This window comes from Enterobacter asburiae (genome assembly GCF_024599655.1).
In the GTDB taxonomy this organism is placed as follows: Bacteria; Pseudomonadota; Gammaproteobacteria; order Enterobacterales; family Enterobacteriaceae; genus Enterobacter; species Enterobacter asburiae_D.
In genome coordinates this window covers 2,879,598-2,901,446 of record NZ_CP102247.1, presented here as the reverse complement: position 1 = coordinate 2,901,446, position 21,849 = coordinate 2,879,598, and the positions used below count along the sequence as shown (strand labels likewise).

26 protein-coding genes are annotated in these 21,849 nt (G+C 55.8%); 16 read left to right on the top strand and 10 right to left on the bottom strand.

Translation table 11 applies throughout. The features are described from left to right. Positions 1-62 precede the first annotated feature (62 nt). The 10 genes from NQ230_RS13770 (at position 63) to ldtE (ending at position 8,974) form a co-directional block, all read left to right on the top strand. Positions 63-791 carry a MerR family transcriptional regulator gene (locus NQ230_RS13770; RefSeq protein WP_257258008.1) on the top strand — a complete coding sequence of 243 codons (729 nt, stop codon included), beginning with the start codon at positions 63-65 and terminating at the stop codon, positions 789-791. A gap of 197 nt (positions 792-988) precedes the next feature. Further along, positions 989-1,357, top strand: coding sequence for an NlpC/P60 family protein (locus NQ230_RS13765; protein WP_257258007.1), 369 nt, complete (start codon positions 989-991; stop codon positions 1,355-1,357). Between the two features lie 71 nt (positions 1,358-1,428). Further along, positions 1,429-1,854: a YqhG/Tai3 family protein gene (locus NQ230_RS13760; RefSeq protein WP_257258006.1), complete on the top strand. Its 426-nt coding sequence runs from the start codon at positions 1,429-1,431 to the stop codon at positions 1,852-1,854. A 491-nt stretch (positions 1,855-2,345) separates the two neighbouring features. Continuing rightward, a complete protein-coding gene (sufA, locus tag NQ230_RS13755) occupies positions 2,346-2,714 on the top strand; it encodes a Fe-S cluster assembly scaffold SufA (RefSeq protein WP_008500631.1) in 369 nt (122 codons plus the stop codon). Between the two features lie 8 nt (positions 2,715-2,722). Then, positions 2,723-4,213, top strand: coding sequence for a Fe-S cluster assembly protein SufB (gene sufB, locus NQ230_RS13750; RefSeq protein ID WP_257258005.1), 1,491 nt, complete (start codon positions 2,723-2,725; stop codon positions 4,211-4,213). Positions 4,214-4,222: 9 nt separating this feature from the next. Next, complete coding sequence (gene sufC / locus NQ230_RS13745) at positions 4,223-4,969, top strand: Fe-S cluster assembly ATPase SufC (protein ID WP_014831592.1); 747 nt, start codon at positions 4,223-4,225, stop codon at positions 4,967-4,969. Next, positions 4,944-6,215, top strand: a complete 1,272-nt coding sequence (gene sufD, locus NQ230_RS13740) for a Fe-S cluster assembly protein SufD (protein WP_257258004.1) — start codon at positions 4,944-4,946, stop codon at positions 6,213-6,215. The genes sufC and sufD overlap by 26 nt, the downstream gene beginning before the upstream one ends. Next, positions 6,212-7,432, top strand: coding sequence for a cysteine desulfurase SufS (gene sufS / locus NQ230_RS13735; protein ID WP_121423470.1), 1,221 nt, complete (start codon positions 6,212-6,214; stop codon positions 7,430-7,432). Before sufD ends, sufS begins: the two co-directional genes overlap by 4 nt. Positions 7,433-7,446: 14 nt before the next feature. After that, complete coding sequence (gene sufE / locus NQ230_RS13730; RefSeq protein ID WP_121423471.1) at positions 7,447-7,863, top strand: cysteine desulfuration protein SufE; 417 nt, start codon at positions 7,447-7,449, stop codon at positions 7,861-7,863. A gap of 97 nt (positions 7,864-7,960) precedes the next feature. Further along, positions 7,961-8,974, top strand: coding sequence for a L,D-transpeptidase LdtE (ldtE, locus tag NQ230_RS13725; protein ID WP_047648024.1), 1,014 nt, complete (start codon positions 7,961-7,963; stop codon positions 8,972-8,974). A gap of 60 nt (positions 8,975-9,034) precedes the next feature. On the opposite strand, the gene lpp is transcribed toward ldtE, so the two are convergent. From lpp to NQ230_RS13705, 5 genes are all read right to left on the bottom strand, one after another. Continuing rightward, positions 9,035-9,271 carry a murein lipoprotein Lpp gene (gene lpp, locus NQ230_RS13720; RefSeq protein WP_001082307.1) on the bottom strand — a complete coding sequence of 79 codons (237 nt, stop codon included), beginning with the start codon at positions 9,269-9,271 and terminating at the stop codon, positions 9,035-9,037. A gap of 308 nt (positions 9,272-9,579) precedes the next feature. Next, positions 9,580-11,001, bottom strand: coding sequence for a pyruvate kinase PykF (gene pykF / locus NQ230_RS13715; protein WP_024909386.1), 1,422 nt, complete (start codon positions 10,999-11,001; stop codon positions 9,580-9,582). Between the two features lie 7 nt (positions 11,002-11,008). Beyond that, positions 11,009-11,305: a protein YnhH gene (gene ynhH, locus NQ230_RS23055; protein ID WP_418921897.1), complete on the bottom strand. Its 297-nt coding sequence runs from the start codon at positions 11,303-11,305 to the stop codon at positions 11,009-11,011. 73 nt (positions 11,306-11,378) lie between these two features. Beyond that, entirely contained in the window at positions 11,379-12,524 is a 1,146-nt protein-coding gene (locus NQ230_RS13710; RefSeq protein WP_257261342.1) for a trans-sulfuration enzyme family protein, read from the bottom strand. 11 nt (positions 12,525-12,535) lie between these two features. Continuing rightward, positions 12,536-13,906, bottom strand: coding sequence for a pyridoxal-phosphate dependent enzyme (locus NQ230_RS13705; protein WP_257258003.1), 1,371 nt, complete (start codon positions 13,904-13,906; stop codon positions 12,536-12,538). Between the two features lie 400 nt (positions 13,907-14,306). Here NQ230_RS13705 and NQ230_RS13700 point away from each other — a divergent pair, with 400 nt between their 5' ends. From NQ230_RS13700 to fumD, 4 genes are all read left to right on the top strand, one after another. Further along, entirely contained in the window at positions 14,307-15,329 is a 1,023-nt protein-coding gene (locus tag NQ230_RS13700; protein WP_257258002.1) for a methionine ABC transporter ATP-binding protein, read from the top strand. Then, positions 15,322-15,990 carry a methionine ABC transporter permease gene (locus NQ230_RS13695; protein ID WP_063142944.1) on the top strand — a complete coding sequence of 223 codons (669 nt, stop codon included), beginning with the start codon at positions 15,322-15,324 and terminating at the stop codon, positions 15,988-15,990. The genes NQ230_RS13700 and NQ230_RS13695 overlap by 8 nt, the downstream gene beginning before the upstream one ends. Positions 15,991-16,017: 27 nt before the next feature. After that, the gene (locus NQ230_RS13690) at positions 16,018-16,830 is read left to right on the top strand and encodes a MetQ/NlpA family ABC transporter substrate-binding protein (protein WP_003857677.1); all 813 of its coding nucleotides are present in this window, start codon (positions 16,018-16,020) and stop codon (positions 16,828-16,830) included. Between the two features lie 110 nt (positions 16,831-16,940). Then, a complete protein-coding gene (fumD, locus tag NQ230_RS13685) occupies positions 16,941-17,150 on the top strand; it encodes a fumarate hydratase FumD (RefSeq protein ID WP_008500615.1) in 210 nt (69 codons plus the stop codon). Here the strand turns inward: fumD and NQ230_RS13680 are convergent. The 4 genes from NQ230_RS13680 to NQ230_RS13665 are packed head-to-tail and all read right to left on the bottom strand — an operon-like array spanning position 17,131 to position 20,213. Further along, entirely contained in the window at positions 17,131-17,817 is a 687-nt protein-coding gene (locus tag NQ230_RS13680; protein ID WP_121423476.1) for an amino acid ABC transporter permease, read from the bottom strand. The genes fumD and NQ230_RS13680 overlap by 20 nt on opposite strands. After that, positions 17,801-18,577: an amino acid ABC transporter permease gene (locus tag NQ230_RS13675; protein WP_257258001.1), complete on the bottom strand. Its 777-nt coding sequence runs from the start codon at positions 18,575-18,577 to the stop codon at positions 17,801-17,803. The genes NQ230_RS13680 and NQ230_RS13675 overlap by 17 nt, the downstream gene beginning before the upstream one ends. Beyond that, positions 18,577-19,392 carry an amino acid ABC transporter ATP-binding protein gene (locus NQ230_RS13670; protein ID WP_257258000.1) on the bottom strand — a complete coding sequence of 272 codons (816 nt, stop codon included), beginning with the start codon at positions 19,390-19,392 and terminating at the stop codon, positions 18,577-18,579. Before NQ230_RS13670 ends, NQ230_RS13675 begins: the two co-directional genes overlap by 1 nt. 2 nt (positions 19,393-19,394) lie before the next feature. Next, positions 19,395-20,213 carry an ABC transporter substrate-binding protein gene (locus NQ230_RS13665; RefSeq protein ID WP_371745457.1) on the bottom strand — a complete coding sequence of 273 codons (819 nt, stop codon included), beginning with the start codon at positions 20,211-20,213 and terminating at the stop codon, positions 19,395-19,397. A gap of 257 nt (positions 20,214-20,470) precedes the next feature. Between NQ230_RS13665 and NQ230_RS13660 the strand changes: the two genes are divergently transcribed. Further along, a complete protein-coding gene (locus tag NQ230_RS13660) occupies positions 20,471-20,638 on the top strand; it encodes a hypothetical protein (RefSeq protein ID WP_014831607.1) in 168 nt (55 codons plus the stop codon). A 92-nt stretch (positions 20,639-20,730) separates the two neighbouring features. Here NQ230_RS13660 and NQ230_RS13655 read toward each other — a convergent pair whose 3' ends face one another. Continuing rightward, positions 20,731-20,871: a hypothetical protein gene (locus NQ230_RS13655; protein ID WP_003857665.1), complete on the bottom strand. Its 141-nt coding sequence runs from the start codon at positions 20,869-20,871 to the stop codon at positions 20,731-20,733. Positions 20,872-20,996: 125 nt separating this feature from the next. Between NQ230_RS13655 and NQ230_RS13650 the strand changes: the two genes are divergently transcribed. Then, positions 20,997-21,779: an MBL fold metallo-hydrolase gene (locus NQ230_RS13650; protein WP_213820762.1), complete on the top strand. Its 783-nt coding sequence runs from the start codon at positions 20,997-20,999 to the stop codon at positions 21,777-21,779. The last annotated feature ends 70 nt before the right edge of the window (positions 21,780-21,849 follow it).

Sequence of the window (21,849 nt, the reverse complement as noted above, 5' to 3'; positions counted from 1 at the left end):
GTGTGTACAATCTGATAAGGTTGGTGCAGTTAGGTATGGAAGTTCTGAGCGTGAGGGAGTTAATGGCCTATTACAGTATCGGCGAAGTAGCCGAACGATGCGGTATCAACCCCGTTACGCTGCGTGCCTGGCAGCGCCGTTATGGATTGTTGAAGCCGCAGCGCAGCGAAGGGGGTCATCGTCAGTTCGACGATGAAGATATCCTGCGCATTGAAGAGATCAAGCGCCTGATGAAGAGCGGCGTCTCGGTCGGAAAAGTCAAAGCCTTGCTGGAAAACAAAGAAGTGTTGACTCAGGGCAACTGGGTCTCGTTCCAGGAAGAGATGATGACCGTTCTGCGTTACGCCAGCCCGGCAAAACTGCGCGCCAAAATCAGTGAATTCCGCCGCGATCACGCGATGGACGCGCTGATTGACAATATTATCTCTCCCGTCCGTCAGCGAATGAATCAGGATCAAAATACCGTGCGTCACATGGCGAGCCTGTTTGACGGTGTACTGATCGAATTCGCCATTGCAAGCCTGTCGGAATCCCGCAAAAAAGCCGGTAAAGACGCGCTGCTGATTGGCTGGGAATGCGATGACCGCACCCACCTGTGGCTGGAAGCCGCGCGATTATCGCAGAAGGGCTGGCACATTGACGTTCTGGCGGAACCTATTGATTCGCCGCGTCCTGAACTGTTCCCTGGGCAAAAAATCTTCGTCTGGACGGGGAAATCCCCAACGCCTCGCCAGCAGGAACAGCTCGACCACTGGCGTGAACAGGGGTTTGCAGTCTCATTTCATCACTGATCGTCAGAGGCCCAGAGGGCCTTTTTTGTTTCCGGCGATACGGCATAGGTATTCGCGAAGATGCATTGCACCAGTACCGCTGTCATAGCGTCGATCTTGCCTTTGAGTTTTAAAAATAAACTTCAGCATTTTTAATCCCACAATTTATCAGTAGTTAATTTAATAATTTCCTTCTTACTTACTTAAAGGAACTAAGAATGAGTTGGAATAAAGAAGCTGCTGTTTCACACCTCCGGTCACGCGCTCTCGGTCGTTCCCATAATGAATGTGCTACCTTTACCAGGGAGGCTATAGCTGCTGGCGGCATACGGCTTGAGAGAACGCTAAACGCAAAAGATTACGGGCAATCATTACTGCGAGCGGGATTTCGTGAAGTTCCGCCGGGTTCAACATTGTTGAGCGGTGATGTCGCTGTGATTCAACCCTATCAGGGAGGAAACTCCAGCGGGCATATGACCATGTATGACGGGACACAATGGATCTCCGATTTCCGACAGCACAGCATGTACCCTGGCCCGGGGTATCGCGCGGCTCATCCGGCCTACAAAATTTACAGGATGAATTGATGAGAGCCGCAATAGTGTTATACACATGCTTGCTCTCCGCTTGCTCAGTTAAGCCGGATCAGAGTGCGCCGATGCGAGTACATTCTTTTTACTCTACTTATCTGATGTCTCTTACCAGCAGCGACAATGCTTATTCGCCGTCTGAGTTGCGCGAATATGTCTCTGCCGACACGCTCAAGAGACTGGATGATATTGAGGCGATACCCGAGCAAGACCTTATTGGATCTGACTACTTCGCTTATGCGCAGGACTATGATCCATCATGGGTATCGGCGCTCACTGTCGGTGATGCTAAGCCTTTTATGGGCGGCGAAATTTTGCCCGTATGGATTGGCAAGGAGTACGGAGGGAAGTTAGAGCTTCAGGTATTCGTTCGGCGTGAATCTGGCATATGGAAGATATACAGGGTCCGTGATGTAACCGATAACTATGAACATCCAATATTTAACGCTGGAGCCATCGCGCGCGCGAAGTCTACTGCTGAAAGCGGTCTTTAAACCGTGAGTATCATTAGCCCCGTATCCGCCGGGGCTTTCATCGACATATTTTGCAGCCACTGCCCGGCGATGGAATTACCACTATTTCTATTGGTTTTGGGTGGGAAAACAATGGGTTAAAGTGTTTTTTTTGCGAAAAAATTTACGAAACGATCCTTAATTGTCTAATGTTTGCTATTCGTAAGCCACTGATTTTATTAAAATGGCCTGATTTCATCGAAATAAAAAAATCTATCTCAAAAATAGGCATTTCCGATGCATATTTTACTTTTCTCCTCTCCGTCATAAATACCGCGACGAAATGCATTATTAATCAATGCATTGAACAAATACATCCATCCTGACTGCATCCTGCCATAGGGTCTATGCTTAATAAAAGTAGGCAAAAAGGGCGGTTTAGCCGAATGCCCCTGCTGACAGAGGGTTGAAGTGATAATCGTTATCACTAACATGGTGTTATGCCCTGATGGCTTATCAGATGAGGTGGACCTATGGAACTGCATTCAGAAACCTTTAATCCTGCCGATTTTGCCTGGCGCGGCTTAACGCTCACGCCAGCGGCGGCGGCACATATTCACGAGCTGGTGGCGAAAAAGCCCGAGATCCTCGGCGTGCGGTTGGGCGTCAAACAGACCGGTTGCGCAGGTTTTGGCTACGTGCTCGATACCGTCACCGAACCCGAGAAAGATGACCTGGTGTTCGAGACGGACGGCGCGAAACTGTACGTCGCGCTGCAGGCCATGCCGTTTATTGACGGCACCGAAGTGGACTACGTCCGCGAAGGCTTAAACCAGTTATTCAAATTTCATAACCCGAAAGCCCAGAACGAATGCGGCTGCGGCGAAAGCTTTGGGGTATAGGCGGTACTATGTCTCGTAATACTGAAGCAACGAGTGAAGTAAATACCTGGGGCGGTGGACACCTCAACTATAAAGAGGGGTTCTTCACCCAGCTGCAGACCGATGAGCTGGCGAAAGGCATCAACGAAGATGTCGTGCGGGCGATCTCGGCGAAACGTAACGAGCCGGAGTGGATGCTGGAGTTTCGCCTGAGCGCCTTCCGCGCCTGGCTGCAGATGGAAGAGCCGCACTGGCTGAAAGCGCATTATGACAAGCTGAACTATCAGGATTACAGCTACTACTCTGCGCCGTCCTGCGGCAGCTGTGACGACACCTGCGCCTCGCAGCCCGGCGCGGTGCAGCAAACTGGCGCGGAGAACAGCTTCCTCAGCAAAGAGGTGGAAGAAGCCTTTAATCAGCTTGGCGTACCCGTGCGTGAGGGGAGAGAGGTGGCGGTGGACGCCATTTTCGACTCCGTCTCGGTGGCGACCACCTACCGCGAGAAGCTCGCTGAGCAGGGGATCATTTTCTGCTCCTTCGGAGAAGCGATTCACGATCATCCGGAACTGGTGAAAAAGTACATTGGGACCGTGGTGCCCTCTAACGACAACTTCTTTGCGGCGCTCAACGCGGCGGTAGCCTCTGACGGCACCTTTATCTATGTGCCGAAAGGCGTGCGCTGTCCGATGGAGCTTTCCACCTATTTCCGCATCAATGCCGAAAAAACCGGCCAGTTCGAGCGCACGATTCTGGTCGCGGATGAAGGCAGCTACGTCAGCTACATCGAAGGGTGCTCCGCTCCGGTCCGCGACAGCTACCAGCTGCACGCGGCGGTAGTGGAGGTCATCATCCATAAAGATGCCGAGGTGAAATACTCCACGGTGCAAAACTGGTTCCCGGGCGACGGCAATACCGGCGGTATCCTGAACTTCGTCACCAAGCGCGCGCTGTGCGAAGGCGAAAACAGCAAGATGTCGTGGACCCAGTCCGAAACCGGCTCGGCCATCACCTGGAAATACCCGAGCTGCATCCTGCGCGGGGATAACTCTATCGGTGAGTTTTACTCCGTGGCGCTGACCAGCGGCCATCAGCAGGCCGATACCGGCACCAAGATGATCCATATCGGTAAAAACACCAAATCCACCATCATCTCGAAAGGGATTTCCGCCGGGCATAGCCAGAACAGCTATCGCGGGCTGGTGAAAATCATGCCGACGGCCACCAATGCGCGAAACTTTACCCAGTGTGACTCGATGCTGATTGGCGCAGACTGCGGGGCGCATACCTTCCCGTACGTCGAGTGCCGTAACAACACGGCCCAGCTTGAGCACGAGGCGACGACGTCGCGGATTGGGGAAGATCAGCTCTTCTACTGCCTGCAGCGCGGGATCAGCGAAGAAGACGCCATCTCGATGATCGTCAACGGCTTCTGTAAGGATGTGTTCTCTGAACTGCCGCTGGAATTTGCCGTTGAAGCTCAGAAACTCCTCGCCATTAGTCTTGAACACAGCGTCGGTTAAGGAAAGCACATGTTAAGCATTAAAGATTTACAGGTTAGCGTAGAAGACAAAGCCATCCTGCGTGGCCTCAATTTTGACGTCAAACCGGGTGAAGTCCACGCCATCATGGGGCCGAACGGCTCCGGGAAAAGTACGCTTTCTGCGACGCTGGCGGGGCGCGAAGATTATGAGGTGACCCACGGCTCGGTCGAGTTTAATGGCAAAGATCTGCTGGAGATGTCGCCGGAAGACCGCGCGGGAGAGGGCATCTTTATGGCCTTCCAGTACCCGGTCGAAATACCGGGCGTCAGCAACCAGTTCTTCCTGCAGACGGCGCTGAATGCGGTGCGCAAGTATCGCGGCCTGGAGGCGCTGGATCGCTTCGACTTCCAGGACCTGATGGAAGAGAAGATCAAGCTGCTGAAAATGCCGGAGGATCTGCTGACCCGTTCGGTGAACGTTGGCTTCTCCGGCGGCGAGAAAAAGCGTAACGACATTCTGCAGATGGCGGTGCTGGAGCCCGAGCTGTGCATTCTGGATGAGACCGACTCCGGTCTGGATATCGACGCCCTGAAGATTGTCGCTGACGGGGTGAACTCCCTGCGCGACGGCAAGCGTTCGTTCATTATCGTCACCCACTACCAGCGCATTCTGGACTACATCAAGCCGGATTACGTTCACGTGCTTTACCAGGGACGTATTGTGAAATCCGGTGATTTCACGCTGGTTAAACAACTGGAGGAGCAGGGCTATGGCTGGCTTACCGAACAGCAGTAATGCGCTCCAGCAGTGGCACAGGCTGTTTGAAGCCCAGGGCGGCATGCGCTCTGAGCAGGCGCAGCAGCATCTGCAGCAGATGCTGCGTCTCGGCCTGCCGACGCGTAAGCATGAAAACTGGAAGTACACCCCGCTTGATGGCCTGCTGAACGCCGAGTTTGTGACCCGTCTGGCGGATCTCACACCTGCGCAGCGTGACGCGCTGGCAGTGGGCGTGGATGCCGTGCGCCTGGTGTTTGTCGACGGTGAGTTCCGTCCTGAGCTGAGCGACGCGCTTCCGGCGAGCGGATTTGAGATTGAGATCAACGACGATCGCCAGTCTCTTAGCGCCCCGGTTCAGCCTGAGGTTTTCCTGCACCTGACCGAGAGTCTGGCCCGCAGCGTGACGCATATCCGCGTGAAGCGTAACCAGCGTCCGGCGAAGCCGCTGCTGCTGATGCACATCACCCAGGGGCTGGACGGCGACGAAATCAACACCGCGCACTATCGCCACCATCTGGAGCTGGCGGAGGGGGCGGAGGCCACGGTCATCGAACATTACGTCAGCCTCAACGAGACGCGTCACTTTACCGGATCCCGTCTGACGATGAACGTTGCCGCCAATGCGCAGCTTCACCACGTCAAGCTGGCGTTTGAAAATGCGCAGAGCCACCACTTTGCCCATAACGACATTGTACTGGGTCAGGATGCCGCGGCGTACAGCCATAGCTTCCTGCTCGGCGGGGCGGTGCTACGTCACAACACCAGCACGCAGCTTAACGGTGAAAACACCACGCTGCGCATCAACAGCCTGGCGATGCCGGTTAAATCAGAGGTGTGCGACACGCGCACCTGGCTTGAGCACAATAAGGGCTACTGCAACAGCCGCCAGCTGCATAAAACCATCGTCAGCGACAGAGGCCGCGCGGTGTTTAACGGACTGATTAACGTGGCGCAGCACGCCATTAAAACCGATGGGCAGATGACCAACAACAATCTGCTGTTAGGCCGCCTGGCGGAGGTGGACACCAAACCGCAGCTGGAGATCTACGCCGACGATGTGAAGTGCAGCCACGGTGCGACGGTCGGGCGCATCGACGACGAGCAGATGTTCTACCTGCGTTCCCGCGGCATCGACGAGCAGGCGGCGCAGAAAATGATTATCTATGCGTTTGCCGCCGAGCTGACGGAAGCGCTTCACGATAGTCAGTTAAAACAGCAGGTGCTGGCGCGTATCGGCCAGCGTCTGCCTGGAGGCGAAGCATGAGTTTTCCCGTCGAGAAAGTACGGGCAGATTTTCCGGTTCTGACCCGTGAAGTGAACGGTCTTCCTCTGGCCTATCTGGACAGCGCGGCCAGCGCGCAGAAGCCGAATCAGGTGGTGGATGCGGAAGCCGAGTTTTATCGCCACGGCTACGCCGCCGTGCATCGCGGTATTCATACCCTGAGCGCCGAGGCGACCCAGCGTATGGAAAACGTGCGTACGCAGCTGGCCGCCTTCCTCAATGCACGTTCGCCTGAAGAGCTGGTCTTCGTGCGCGGAACCACCGAAGGGATCAACCTTGTCGCTAACAGCTGGGGCAACGCGCAGGTCCACGCGGGGGATAACATCATCATCACCCAGATGGAGCACCACGCCAATATCGTGCCGTGGCAGATGCTCTGCGAGCGCGTTGGCGCGCAGCTGCGGGTGATCCCGTTGAACGCCGACGGGACGCTGCAGCTCGAGCAGCTAGACGCACTGCTTGACGATAAAACGCGGCTGGTGGCGGTCACCCAGGTCTCCAACGTGCTGGGGACGGAAAACCCGGTGGCAGAGATTGTAGAAAAGGCCCATCAGGCGGGCGCGAAGGTGCTGATTGACGGCGCTCAGGCGGTGATGCACCACGCGGTTGACGTCCAGGCGCTGGACTGCGATTTCTACGTCTTTTCAGGCCACAAGCTCTATGGGCCGACCGGGATTGGCGTGCTGTACGTGAAAGAGGCAATCCTGCAGGCGATGCCGCCATGGGAAGGGGGCGGGTCGATGATCGCCACCGTCAGCCTGACGGAAGGCACCACCTATGCCCGCGCGCCGTGGCGTTTTGAGGCGGGCACGCCCAATACCGGCGGGATTATCGGTCTGGGGGCGGCGATTTCCTACGTCTCCGCAATCGGCCTTGACAGCATTCAGGAGTACGAACAGCTGCTGATGCACTATGCGCTTGCGGAGCTTGCCAGCGTACCGGATCTGACCCTCTACGGGCCCGCCGACCGGCAAGGGGTGATTGCGTTCAATCTTGGGAAACATCACGCTTATGACGTGGGCAGTTTCCTCGATAACTACGGCGTGGCGGTCCGTACCGGGCACCACTGCGCGATGCCGCTGATGGCGTTTTACCAGGTACCGGCAATGTGCCGCGCGTCGCTGGTGATGTACAACACAACGGAAGAAGTCGACAGGCTGGTGGCGGGGCTTAAGCGCATTCACCAGCTGCTGGGCTAACGGAGAGGCGAAAGATGGCGGAACTGCCGGACAAAGATAAATTACTGCGCAACTTCTCGCGTTGCGCAAACTGGGAAGAGAAGTATCTCTATATCATCGAGCTGGGGCAGCGTCTGCCGCCGCTCAGCGAAGAGGCGCATAACCCGGATAATATCATTCAGGGCTGTCAGAGCCAGGTGTGGATTGTGATGAAGCAATCTGACGACGGCACTATCGAATTACGCGGCGACAGCGACGCGGCCATTGTGAAAGGGCTTATTGCGGTCGTCTTTATTCTCTATCACCAGATGTCGGCGCAGGACATTGTCGCGTTCGATGTCCGCCCGTGGTTTGAAAAAATGGCCCTGACCCAACACCTCACCCCGTCCCGATCCCAGGGACTGGAAGCGATGATTCGCGCCATTCGCGCCAAAGCTGCAATCCTTAGCTAGACTTACAGAACAGCATTCATTCTGTTTCGCGAGGTGGTTCCCGCCTCGCTGGTTTTTCAGCTTTCTGGCGTTCTGTCAGTGAATAAGGAATCTCAGCATGAAGCGCGCGTCTCTAATAACTCTATTACTCCTCAGTTCGCTCGGCGCACTTAATTCGGCCCGCGCGATGGACTATCCATTGCCGCCCGCAGGCAGCCGCCTGATTGGGCAAAATCAAACCTACACGATACAGGAAGGGGATAATAAGCTTCAGACCATCGCCCGCCGGTTTAATACGGCGGCGCAGGTGATCCTGGAAACGAACAATACCATTGCGCCGGTAAACCCTGCGCCGGGAACCGTGATTACTATTCCGTCGCAGATGCTGCTGCCGGATACGCCACGCGAGGGCATTGTGGTGAACCTCGCAGAGCTTCGGCTCTACTACTTCCCGCCGGGAGAAAACATCGTTCAGGTCTTCCCGCTCGGCATCGGACAGCTGGGGCTGGAAACGCCGGTCACGACCACGCGCGTGAGCCAGAAAATCCCGAATCCCACCTGGACACCTACGCCGGGCATCAGAGCGCGCTCTCTGGAGCAGGGAATTAAATTACCGCCGGTGGTACCTGCCGGGCCAAATAACCCTCTTGGACGCTTCGCACTGCGTTTAGGCGTGGGGAATGGGGAATATCTCATCCACGGCACCAGCGCGCCCGACAGCGTCGGCCTGCGCGTCAGCTCCGGCTGTATGCGGATGAATGCCCCGGACATTAAAGCTCTGTTCGAACAGGTGCGGGTTGGCACGCGGGTACAGATTATCAATGAACCCGTGAAGTTCTCCGTGGAGCCGGACGGTAAACGCTATATTGAAGTCCACCGCCCGCTGGCGCAGGTAGAAGGGGAAAACCCGCAGGTCTCGCCCATTACGCATTCCGCAGACTTTGCGACCTTTGTCTCTCAGGCGGGAAGCGATAAGACTCTGATTGAGAAAGCCCTGTCACGCCGCGCCGGGATCCCGGTTATCGTGTCGTCAGGTAGCGGTCCGTCAGCCAGCAATAGCGTGTTGTCGGTGCAGAACAGTCGGGTGTCCGCAGCGGTAGCGGAAGATGAAGGGGAGAAGGTGACGCAGTAGCCGTTTGACGCAGGCAAAAAAAATGGCGCACAATGTGCGCCATTTTATTAACAGGTACTATTACTTACGGTATTTAGTAGCCTGGTTGTCCAGACGCTGGTTAGCGCGAGCTGCGTCGTCTTTAGCAGCCTGAACGTCGGAACGCATTGCGTTCACGTCGTTGCTCAGCTGGTCAACTTTAGCGTTCAGAGTCTGAACGTCAGAAGACAGCTGATCGATTTTAGCGTTGCTGGAGCAACCAGCCAGCAGAGTAGAACCCAGGATTACCGCGCCCAGTACCAGTTTAGTACGATTCATTATTAATACCCTCTAGATTGAGTTAATCTCCATGTAGCGTTACAAGTATTACACAAAGTTTTTTGGGTTGAGAATATTTTTTTGATGGGAATACACCTATTTTTGATCGTTCGCTCAAAGAAGCATCGAATCAGCCCTTTTGGGGCAAAAATCTATGTAAAAAAAGGCATTTATCATCGGATTCATCTTAGATAATTCGCAATTAAATAGAGAAACCCGATTTGCAATTTGAATGACTTTGGCTAATGCCGGGAATAAAAAAAGCGCCCGGAGGCGCTTTTTATCAAAATTAATTCGTTCGGGAATTATTACAGCACGTGAACAGATGCGGTATTGGTGGTTCCGCTTGGTACCAGCGCGCCAGAAACCATGACCACAACGTCACCTTTCTGTGCCAGACCGCGATCAACCAGCTCCAGCGCCACTTCTTTGCCCAGACGGTAGAAATCATCCGTAGACGCGATTTCTTTCACCAGGTGAGGGATCACGCCTTTGCTCAGCACCAGCTGACGGGCAGTGGTTTCGTTGGTGGTCAGCGCCAGGATAGTCGCATCCGGGAAGTATTTACGCACCGCGCGAGCAGATTTACCGCCCTGGGTGGCAACCACGATCAGCGGTGCTTCCAGTTTCTCAGCCGTTTCTACTGCACCGCGGCATACTGCTTCGGTGATGCGCAGCTTGCGGCTGTCGTTGTTGTAGTCCAGACGGCTTTTCATCACGCGGTCGGTACGTTCGCAGATGGTGGCCATGATGGACACCGCTTCCAGCGGATATTTACCTTTCGCGGATTCACCGGACAGCATAACGGCATCAGTACCGTCGAGGATGGCGTTTGCCACGTCGCCTGCTTCTGCGCGGGTTGGGCGTGGGTTTTTGATCATGGAGTCCAGCATCTGCGTTGCGGTGATAACCACTTTACGCGCGCGAACACATTTCTCGATCATCATCTTCTGCGCGAAGATCACTTCTTCAACCGGGATTTCTACGCCCAGGTCGCCACGTGCAACCATGATGCCGTCAGACGCTTCGAGGATCTCGTCGAAGTTGTTCAGGCCTTCCTGGTTTTCAATTTTGGAGATGATCTGGATCTTCTCGCCGCCGTGCGCTTTCAGGTGCTCACGAATTTCAACCACGTCAGAACGCTTACGGATGAAGGAGGCCGCAACAAAGTCAACGCCTTGTTCACAACCGAAGATCAGGTCCTGTTTGTCTTTTTCAGCCAGTGCTGGCAGTGCGATAGAGACGCCCGGCAGGTTAACGCCTTTGTTTTCGCCCAGGTCGCCGTTGTTCAGCACTTTACAGATAACCTTGTTACCTTCGATCGCGGTGACTTCCATACCGATCAGACCATCGTCTACCAGCACGGTGTTACCGACGGACAGATCGCTGGTGAAGCCTTCGTAGGTCACTGCAACGATTTCGCTGTTGCCGACAACGGTTTTGTCGGTGGTGAAGGTGAAGGTCTGGCCCGCTTTCAGGGAAACGTCGTTACCGCCTTCCAGTTTGATGGTACGGATTTCTGGACCTTTGGTATCCAGCAGGATCGCCGCTTTTTTACCGGTCTTGCTCATCACGTTGCGCAAGTTCTGGATACGCTGACCGTGTTCTGCGTAGTCACCGTGGGAGAAGTTCAGACGCATCACGTTCATGCCGGCGTCCAGCATCTTGGTCAGCATCTCTTCAGATTCGGTTTTCGGGCCGATAGTACAAACAATTTTCGTCTTTTTCATGACAGTCTTAGTCTTTAAGTTGGGAAGGATATGGAAATCTCGCTCCGGGGGCGCACCGCCGCGGAGTCAAACCTGTGTTGCAAAAGAGTATATGACACGCACTAAGGATAGGAGACATCAAATGAGCGTGCAGAAGAAAGTGTGCCTGAGTGACAGCCCAACGAAGGAGTGGAGAAGTTGTACGTTGTTTTTTGTATTCCAAGCGCTGAAACCATTCACCAGGGATTAGGCGCGCATTATACGCTGATTTTAAGATAAAAGGAAAATGGAAACGGTGTTTCAGAAATAATCTATGCAGTTTCACATAATATTGTTATCAAGGCGTTAAGCCATGATGACAACTTATGGCGGCAGGTGATTGACCTGCCGCATTTTGCTTATTTTTGCAGCGCCTGGCTGAGGTCGGCAATCAGGTCTTTCGGATCTTCAATCCCGACTGACAGACGGATCAGCTGCGGCACAATGCCGTTTGCGAGGCGTTGCTCCAGCGGAATCGAGGCGTGGGTCATGCTGTAAGGCTGGCTCACCAGACTTTCCACGCCGCCGAGGCTCTCTGCGAGGGTGAACAGCTTCAGGTTGCGAATCACCTCGGTGGCGCGTTGCGCATCGCCTTTTACCACGACGGAAATCATTCCGCCGGGCAGCGCCATCTGCGTGCGGGCAAGCTGATACTGCGGATGCGATTCCAGGCCGGGATAGAACACCTTTTCGACCAGAGGATGCTGATCGAGCCATTGCGCAATCGTCAGCGCGTTGGTGCTGTGCTTTTCTACCCTCAACGCCAGCGTGCGAATACCGCGCAGCGTCAGGAAGCTGCTGAACGGATCCAATACGCCGCCTACCGCGTTTTGCAGATAGCCCAGCTTATCCGCCAGTTCCTTGTTGTCCCCGACAATCGCCAGCCCGGCCACCACGTCAGAATGGCCGTTCAGGTATTTGGTGGCGGAGTGCAACACGATATCGAAACCCGACTCCAGCGGACGGTGGATCACCGGCGACGCGAAGGTGTTATCCGCCACGCTGATGACGTTATGACGACGGGCGATCGCCGCAATGGCCGCCAGATCCGCCAGCTTCAGGAGCGGGTTGGTTGGCGTTTCGACCCACACCATGCGGGTATCCGGGCGAATGGCGGCCTCAAGCCCGGCCAGGTCGTCCGGTTTAACCCAGCTGACCTGCAGGCCGGTGCTGCGCTTGCGCACGTTTTCAATCAGGCGGTACGTCCCACCGTAAACGTCATCGATGGCGACAATATGGCTGTCTTTATCCAGCAGTTCGAGCACCGTGGAGATGGCCGCCAGACCGGAGGCAAAGGCGTAGCCGCGCGTGCCGCCTTCCAGTTCGGCGATGGCGGTTTCCAGCGCGTGGCGGGTAGGGTTGCCGCTGCGGGAATACTCATAGCCGGTATGCTCGCCGGGTGACGGTTGCGCAAACGTCGAGGTAGCGTAAATCGGCGGCATGACGGCGCCGTGCTGGTCGTTGAATTCGCCGCTGTGTACGCTCAGGGTAGCCAGGTTTTTCATCATCTATTCCTTTATTGCTGAAGACGGTTGCGCCAGGCGGTCAAAACGTCGCTGCGCGTAATCAGACCGAGAAAACGGTCGTTGTCATTAATCACGGCCACCAGGCCGCGGTCGAAGATGGCGTTCAGGGCGCTTTCCGGGGCGTGTTTATCCAGGAACTCCACCTGACGCGTCATGGCTGCCGTCACCGGAAGCGAGAAGCGATCGCCGTCGCCGCCGATATGCCGCAGGAGATCCCACTCGTCGATAATGCCCACCACCTTGCCGTTCTCCAGCACCGGCAGCTGGGAGATGTCATACAGACGCATGCGTGCCAGTACGGTGGAGAGCGTGTCGTCCGGGGCGGCGGTGACGGTGGCGCCTTCATCGTGGCGAAGGGCGATGTAGTCAGAGAGATCGCCAGCCTGAGGGCGGGTGATGAGCCCTTGCTGACGCATCCAGTCATCGTTGAACATCTTCGAGAGGTACTTATTGCCGCTGTCGCAGGCGAAGGTCACCACGCGTTTCGGCGCGGTCTGCGCCTGGCAATATTTCAGCGCGGCCGCCAGCAGCGTGCCGCTGGAGGAGCCCGCCAGAATGCCTTCCGTTTTTAGCAGATCGCGCGCGGTGGTAAAGGCCTCGCGATCGGTGATGCGCCAGGCGCGATTCACCCCTTCAATGTGGGCCAGCGGCGGAATAAAGTCTTCGCCAATACCCTCAACCAGCCAGGAGCCCGCGTCGTGGTAGCGTCCAGTTTCCACCTGGTCGGCCAGAACGGAACCGGCCGGGTCAGCCAGGACAAACTCCGTGTGCGGAGAGTGCTCGGCGAACCACGCCTGCAGGCCGCCCAGCGTACCGCCTGAGCCGACGCCCACCACGATGGCGTCGATCCTGCCGTCAAGCTGCTCGTACAGCTCCGGTGCCGTGGTGGTGCGGTGCGCCAGCGGGTTGGCTTCGTTATTGAACTGGTCGATGTAAAACGCGCCGGGCAGCTCATTGGCCAGGCGCTGGGCGTAATCCTGGTAATAGGCGGGGTGGCCCTTGTTAACGTCGGAGCGGGTTAGCACCACCTGGGCACCCAGCGCGCGCAGGTGGAAAATCTTCTCGCGGCTCATTTTGTCCGGCACCACCAGGATCAGCGAGTAGCCCTTCTGGGCGGCGATCAGCGCCAGGCCGAGACCGGTATTCCCCGCCGTGGCCTCAATAATCGTGCCGCCCGGCAGCAGCTGCCCGGTACGCTCCGCTTCGTTAATCATCGACAGCGCAACGCGATCCTTAATAGAACCGCCCGGATTCTGGTTTTCCAGCTTCAGGAACAGCGAGCAGGGACCGGTATCAAGCTTATGCAGCTGGATAAGCGGGGTACGACCAATCAGTTCAGTGACGGAGTGATAAATCGTCATGATGTTTTCCTTTCTGGATGTCATGACGGGATGATAGGGCGGTGAAATTTTCTCAATAAAGAACCATTCACTGCTCTTTAGAACAGAAAAGAATATATATGCCGTTTTTGGAAGTCAGGACAGAAAGACGTAAAGTTGTCTGGATGTGAGGATGGCTATATCGGTATGAAATGCTGCAAAAATGACCGTTTTTTGCGGGCATCTACCGGCAGATATGCATCCGGCAGATAATCATTGCTGAAATTGGTCTAAATGCTCCCCACCCGCTCAATCCGCTGTTTATTTCTTAAAGTTATAACAAATTCTTTTTTGGTCATTTAAAACCTGATAACGCCTGTTTACTATCGTTTGGACATCCATACTGCTAAACAGCCATGCGCGAAACGGATAAAGAATAAGAATGATCGTACTCAGGAATATTTCGAAGGTTTTTGACAACGGAAAGGTCGCGCTGACTGCCGTTGATAACGTCAATTTGACGATAGAGCAGGGACAGATTTACGGAATTATCGGCTACAGCGGGGCCGGGAAAAGCACGCTGATTCGTCTGCTGAACGGCCTGGAAAAACCCAGCGCCGGAAGCGTCACCATTAACGGGCAGGATATCTCTGCTGCAAAGGGTGAAGCGCTGCGCCAGGCGCGTCTGAAAATCAGCATGGTGTTCCAGCACTTCAACCTGCTGTGGTCGCGCACCGTGAGCGAGAACATCGCTTTCTCGATGCAAATCGCCGGTGTGCCAAAAGCCAATATCAAGGCGCGCGTCGCCGAGCTGGTGGAGCTGGTAGGCCTGAAGGGGCGTGAGCATGCCTACCCGTCCCAGCTGAGCGGCGGGCAAAAACAGCGCGTTGGTATTGCGCGCGCGCTGGCAAACAACCCTGACGTGCTGCTCTGCGATGAGGCCACGTCCGCGCTAGACCCGCAGACCACCGATCAGATACTCGATCTGCTGCTGGATATTAACCGTCGTTTCAAACTGACCATCGTGCTGATCACGCACGAGATGCACGTGGTGCGCAAAATCTGCGACCGCGTGGCGGTGATGGAGAACGGTAAAGTCGTGGAAGAGGGCGACGTGCTGAGCGTCTTTACCCATCCGCAGCAGCCGATTACGCAGCAGTTTGTCCGCCAGGTGAGCCAGTACGCCGAAGAGGAAACCTTCAATACCGAACTGGCAAAGGATCTGGAAGGCACGGTCATCAGGCTAAACTTTACCGGGCACAGCACCCATAAGCCGATCGTGGGTGAACTGACCCTGCGCTACGGCCTGCCGTTTAACATCCTGCACGGGAAAATGACGCAAACCGCCCACGGCGTGTTTGGTCAGCTCTGGGTACATGTCGTGGCATCCGATGAACAACTGAACAATATCCTCGCCGACCTGCAGCACAGCGATATTGAAGGCGAGGTGATTAAACATGGCTGAGAATCTCTTTCCGCATCTCAAGTGGGATCAGCTCTGGGCGGCGACGCTGGAGACGCTGTACATGACCGCACTGTCCGGCGTGGCGACGTTTGTGCTGGGTCTCGTGCTGGGGCTGGCGCTGTTTTTAACCGCGCGCGGCGGGCTGTTCCACAACCGCACGGTCTACAGCGTCATTTCGATTGTGGTGAACGTGTTCCGCTCCATTCCGTTCATCATCCTAATTGTCCTGCTGATCCCGTTCACCAAGACCGTCGTCGGCACCATTCTTGGCGCCAACGCGGCGCTGCCGGCGCTGATTGTGGGCGCCGCACCGTTCTACGCACGCCTGGTGGAGATCGCCCTGCGTGAAGTGGATAAAGGCGTTATAGAAGCAACGCGCTCGATGGGCGCACGACTGAGCACGTTAGTGTTTCGGGTTTTACTGCCGGAATCATCACCTGCACTGGTATCAGGTATTACAGTGACGCTGATTGCGCTGGTGAGCTACAGCGCAATGGCGGGGGTGATTGGCGCCGGCGGTTTGGGAAATCTGGCTTATCTGGAAGGATTCCAGCGCAACCATGGTGACGTCACGCTGGTGGCAACGGTGACCATTCTGATCATCGTTTTCATTATCCAGTTCTGCGGCGATGTCATTACTTCACTGTTAGACAAAAGATAATCTCTAATAACACACAGGAACCACATCATGAAAAAGACACTGACACTGATCGCCGCCGCAACCCTGAGCGCCCTGAGCTTCGCTTCCTGGGCTGACACCCTGACCGTGGGCGCATCCAACACGCCGCACGCCGAAATTCTGGAGCAGGCAAAGCCGATTCTGGCGAAGCAGGGTATCGACCTGGAGATTAAACCGTTCCAGGACTACATTCTGCCGAACACCGCGCTGGCGGGTCATGACATCGACGCGAACTATTTCCAGCACATTCCTTACCTGAACAGCGTGCTGAAAGATCATGCGGGCGATAAAGACTACGATTTTGTCAGTGCGGGCGCGATCCACATTGAGCCAATCGGCATCTATTCCAAAAAATACAAGTCGCTGAAAGACCTGCCGGAAGGTGGCAAGATCATCATGCGTGACGCGGTTTCAGAAGAAGGGCGCATTCTCTCCATCTTCGAGAAAGAGGGCGTGATCAAGCTGAAGCCGGGCATCGATAAAGTGACCGCGCGCATCAGCGATATCGTCGAGAACCCGAAAAAGCTGCAGTTCACGCCTAACGTGGAAGCCTCTCTGCTGCCGCAGATGTACAACAACGACGAAGGCGCTGCGGTGGTGATCAACGCCAACTACGCGATTGATGCGGGTCTGGACCCGGTTCACGACCCGATTGCGGTAGAGAGCGGTGAAAACAACCCGTACGCCAACATCATTACCGTGCACCGCGGTGACGAGAAGAAGAAAGATATCGTCGCGCTGGTGAACGTGCTGCACTCGAAAGAGATTCAGGACTGGATCCGCACCAAGTACAAAGGCGCGGTTATTCCAGTAAACAACTAATTTACTGATTTTACATATGAAGCCCGGCGAGTCTCTCGCCGGGCTTCTTTTTTGTATCCGGCAGGAGAATCATTTAAGCTCAACGTTTAAAAGGCAATGGAGTGATGACGATGGGTAACGTGACCAAAGATGAAGCGCTGTACCAGGAGATGTGCCGGGTGGTCGGGAAGGTGGTGCTTGAGATGCGTGATTTAGGGCAGGAGCCAAAGCATATTGTCATTGCCGGAGTCCTGCGTACCGCGCTGGCGAACCAGCGCGTTAAACGCAGTGAACTGACAACCGAAGCGATGGAAACGGTGGTTAAAGCGCTGGCCGGGTAAAGCGCCAGCGCTTCGCAAGCTGCTCGAGCGAGCAGCAGAGCAGGTAGTAGACCACGCCCGTAAAGATAAAAATGGCCGCCGGGTAGATTTGCACCCGGTTGTTGACCTGTCCCGCCACCGTGGTCAGTTCCGGTACGTTCACGATAAACGCCAGCGACGTATCCTTCAGCAGGCTGATAAAAATCCCCACCAGCGACGGCAGAATATTCCTCAGCGCCTGCGGCAGCAGCACGCGTAAGAGGGTTTGCTGCGTGCTGAATCCCTGAGACAGTGCGGCCTCGTACTGCCCGGACGGTAGCGCATTAAGCCCGGCCAGCACCGAGTGCATTACGGTTGCCGCGGTAAACCAGGCCAGGGCTAGCGTGACGGTAAGCGCCCCCGGCAGATCGCCTCCGGTCATAAGCGGCAGGAGATACCACATCCAGAAAATCACGAAGATGAGCGGGATACCGCGAATCAGCTCTGCCCACAAAAAGAGGGCCTTTCGCACAAGCCCGGTAAAGCGCCAGGCCAGACACGCGAGCACTATCCCGCCGGGCAGAGCGATGACGGCAGCCCCAATCGCCATTATCAACGAGAGCAGTACGCCCCCCGGTTCACCCGTTGCCGCGCGTCCCCACAGCAGATAATCGAGGTTGTCGGTGATGACATTAAGTCCGGCAATCATGTTTTTCACTCCCTGAGGTGGCGACGTTTGGGCGTTTACGTTTCGCTTCAGGTCCAATGCGAACCAGCACCATCCCCATGACCAGGCTGGTCAGCAGATAGAGTGCGGTTCCGAGGGTGAATGCCTCCAGCGCGTGCGCGTTATAGCTCTCGATCTGCCTGACCTGATAGGTCAGCTCGGCAAAGCCAATTCCGCTCGCGAGCGAGGAGAGCTTCATCAGATTAAGGTACTGGCCCACGACCGGCTGCCAGGCGTTGGCCAGGCCCTGCGGCAGAAGGATGTAACGAAACAGACGCCACGCGGAGAATCCCTGAGCGAGCGCCGCCTCCAGCTGTCCGGCAGGCACGGAACGTAACCCCGACTCCACCTCTTCGATTAAAAACGCCGAGGTAAAGACGCCCAAACCCCAGGCAGAACATAAAAATTCGGGCGTAAACCACCAGACGTCGCCGGGCAGAATTGACCAGCTGTGATCCGCGTTCACCGCGTCGCGGAACGCCTGAGGTAGCCCGTTCCAGGCGGCAAAATACCAGAACAGCAGCTGCACCAGCAGCGGCGTATTGCGAAACAGCGATACCCAGCTGCTGACGACCGCGTTCCCGAGGCGTCCGCCGGAAAGGCGCAGAAGCATAAAGAGCAGTGCGAGCAGGCTGGCCAGCAGCATCCCGGCAAGCGTTACCCACAGAGTGGTGAGGAATCCGGAGAGTATCCACTGCAGAGGCTGTCCGGTCAGTACCCCCTGCCAGTCGAGCGCGGGCATTACAAATGCTCCTGATGCAGCGGGTTGAGCACCTTTTGCAGGAACCGCTGCGCGCGCGGATGCGACGGCTGGCTGAAAAACTGCGCCGGCGGCGCGGTTTCCAGAATTTGCCCGCCGTCGATAAAGACAATCCGGTCGGCAATTTCCCGGGCAAACTGCATCTCGTGGGTCACCACGATCATCGTGATCCCGCTGTGGGCGAGGGCTTTCATCACGTACAGCACTTCACCAATCATCTCCGGATCCAGCGCGGAGGTGGGTTCATCGAACAGAATGATTTGCGGTGAAGAGGCGAGGGCGCGGGCAATCGCGACGCGCTGCTGCTGTCCACCGGAAAGCTCTGCCGGGAAATGGTGGGCTTTTTCCAGCATTCCGACCTTCTCCAGCAGGGTCAGCGCGCGCTCCTGGGCAGGCTGCGGCTTCCAGCCGTGAACGTGCTCCAGGGCCAGGGTGATGTTCTGGCTGGCGGTGAGGTGGGCGTAAAGATTGAACTGCTGGAACACAAACCCCACGCGGCTGCGCAGCTGGCGCAGCCCGGTACCGGAGAGCTTTCCGGTAGGCTTGTTGTCGATCAGAATCTCTCCGCCGCTCAGAGTTTCAAGCTGGTTGATGAGACGAATCAGGGTGGATTTACCGGAGCCCGAGGGGCCGAGGATGGCGACCACTTCACCGGGCGTGATGGTGAGATTTATGTCGTTTAAAACCTGATGGTCGCCGTAGCGTTTGTCCACATGACGAAACTCGACGCTGGCCTGTTCCAGATGTGAAAAATCCGCGGCACCGGCCGCGGAGTGTGAAAATAAAGCTGAGAGCATAATTATCTGGCTTCTATTTTAAAGGCGCGAGGCTGTGGGGCTGGGGTGCCTGGACCAAACCAGACGTCGTAGATTTTTGCCGCCTGGCCGTTCTTCTCGAGATTGACCAGCTCGTCGTTGACGGCTTTCAGCAGCGCCGTTTCACCTTTCTTCACCCCAACGCCAATCTCTTCTTTACTGAGCAGGTCGGGCAGGATTTTAAAGTTCGCTTTATCCGGTGCCTGCGCCAGCAGACCGGCCAGAATGGTGCTGTCCTGGGTGATGGCCTGCACGTTTCCATTGCGCAGTGCCGTCAGCGCCAGGGGAATATCGTCATAAGAGAGCACGCGTGACTGCGGGAAACGCTGGTGCAGCGCCTGTTCGCCCGTCGTTCCTTTGACCGCGCCAATGCGCGCCCGGCTATAGTCATCAAGCTTGTCCGGGGACTTAGCCGGGACCAGGAACTGCTGGCCGGTGACGAAGTAAGGGGTCGAGAAATCAATCACCTGCGCGCGTTCCGGGGTGATAGTAATATCCGCCACGATCAGATCTGCTTTCCCGGACTGCAGCAGCGGAATACGGTTAGCCGGATTAGTGGCAACCAGTTCAAGCTTCACGCCGAGCGATTTTGCAAGCGCTTTGGCGAAGTCCACGTCATAACCCACGATCTCGTGCGTTTTTGCATCAATAGAGCCAAACGGCGGGTTGGCGTCAAACGTGGCCACTTTCACCACCCCTGCGGCCTTAATATCCGCCAGCTGATCGGCCTGTGCCTGCGCTGAAAGCAGGCTGCCCGCCGCCAGTAATCCCAGTACCCATGTCCGTTTGGTAAACCCTTTCATGTTTGCTGCCATAGTCATTCGCCATCCCGTTGTTTTTGTTTTACCCCGCTACGCTCCCATAAGCGAAAGCTATCGCCAAATAAGAAATCGTTCTTTGCTATGAGCAAAAAAGCATTAGTGAACAAGGTGTTAATGAAGAGTGAAAAGAACGGGATGCTATTTGCAAATCCTGCACATCGACAGTGGATTTTGGTATTTCCCCCGCGCGGCATTTGAGTGCTTAACTGAGGTCAGACACGGCGAGAGAGGGTAAGACGATGAAAAAGTGGATCAGCACGTTACGGCGGTTTTTTGCGACCCGACCAGTGAATGCGGAGAACAGCGCGCAACGTGTTCTTGAGTCAATCCTGCCTGTCGCCAGCCTGTATGGCGTGGACGTTGCCAACATTGACCCGGAGTGGTTCCATGATAAAACGTCACGCTGAACTGCGCCGCACGCGCGAAACGTACTGGAACGAGGTGTGCGTGACGTTTAACGAGTGAAATAAAAAAGCACCGGTTTCCCGGTGCTTTTTTATTAGATCTTGCAGGCATCGCCGCAGTCATCGTCGGCGACAATCGCCTGCGCTTTTTTGTCCGCATCGTCCAGACGTTCCGCATTACGCTCTTCGGCTTCATCCAGACCGTTAAAGACTAAGTTATCGAGATCAATTTCCATGTGGCACCTGCTCAGTTCAGTTTTTGATACTGGCACAGTATAGGGCAAAAAAAGCCAGCAATGTACCTCGCAGCACATAAGGATAATCCCTGCCATACTCAGTGCTTTATCGCTGAGGAGAGCACATGATTACACTCTGTAAAACCTGTGGAACCGCCTACGATACGCAGCCGGACCGATGTCCGATTTGCGAGGACGAGCGCCAGTATGTGCCCGCCACGGGCCAGGCGTGGACCGATCTCGACACCGTCACCGCCACGCATACCAACAAATGGCAGCAGCTGGAGCCCCGGCTGTTTGGGATCAAAACGGTCCCTGCGTTTGCGATCAACCAGCGGGCGCTGCTCCTGCAAACGCCTCACGGGAATATCCTCTGGGACTGCATCGCCAACCTCGACCCCGCAACCAAAACGCTCATTACCGCCCTCGGCGGCCTCAGCGCAATTGCGATTTCACATCCGCACTATTACACCACGATGCAGGAGTGGGCTGCGGCGTTTGATGCGCCGGTGTACCTGCACGCCAGCGACAGAGAGTGGGTTATGCGCGACAGCCCGGCCATTCATTTCTGGGAGGGGGATTCGCTGGACGTTTTCCCGTCGGTCACCCTGCTACGTCTGGGCGGGCATTTTGCCGGTGGAACCGTGCTGCACTGGCAGGAAGGGGACGGGGTACTGCTGGTGGGCGATATTCTGCAGGTCACGCCGGGTAAAGACGGCGTCTCGTTTATGTGGAGCTATCCGAATTATCTTCCGCTGCCGGCCCGCACCGTGGAGTCAGTCGTGAGTCATCTCGAAGGCAAAACCTTTGAACGTCTTTACGGCGCGTTCGAAGGGCAGAACATCCAGGCCTTGGCGGACGAGATTGTGCAGCGGTCGGGCCAGAAATATATTGCTTGTCTGAAGTAAACCACGATGGGTAAACTTTACGAGTGTGATCTCGATCATACCTAAACTAAAACAGATAAAAGAGACATTG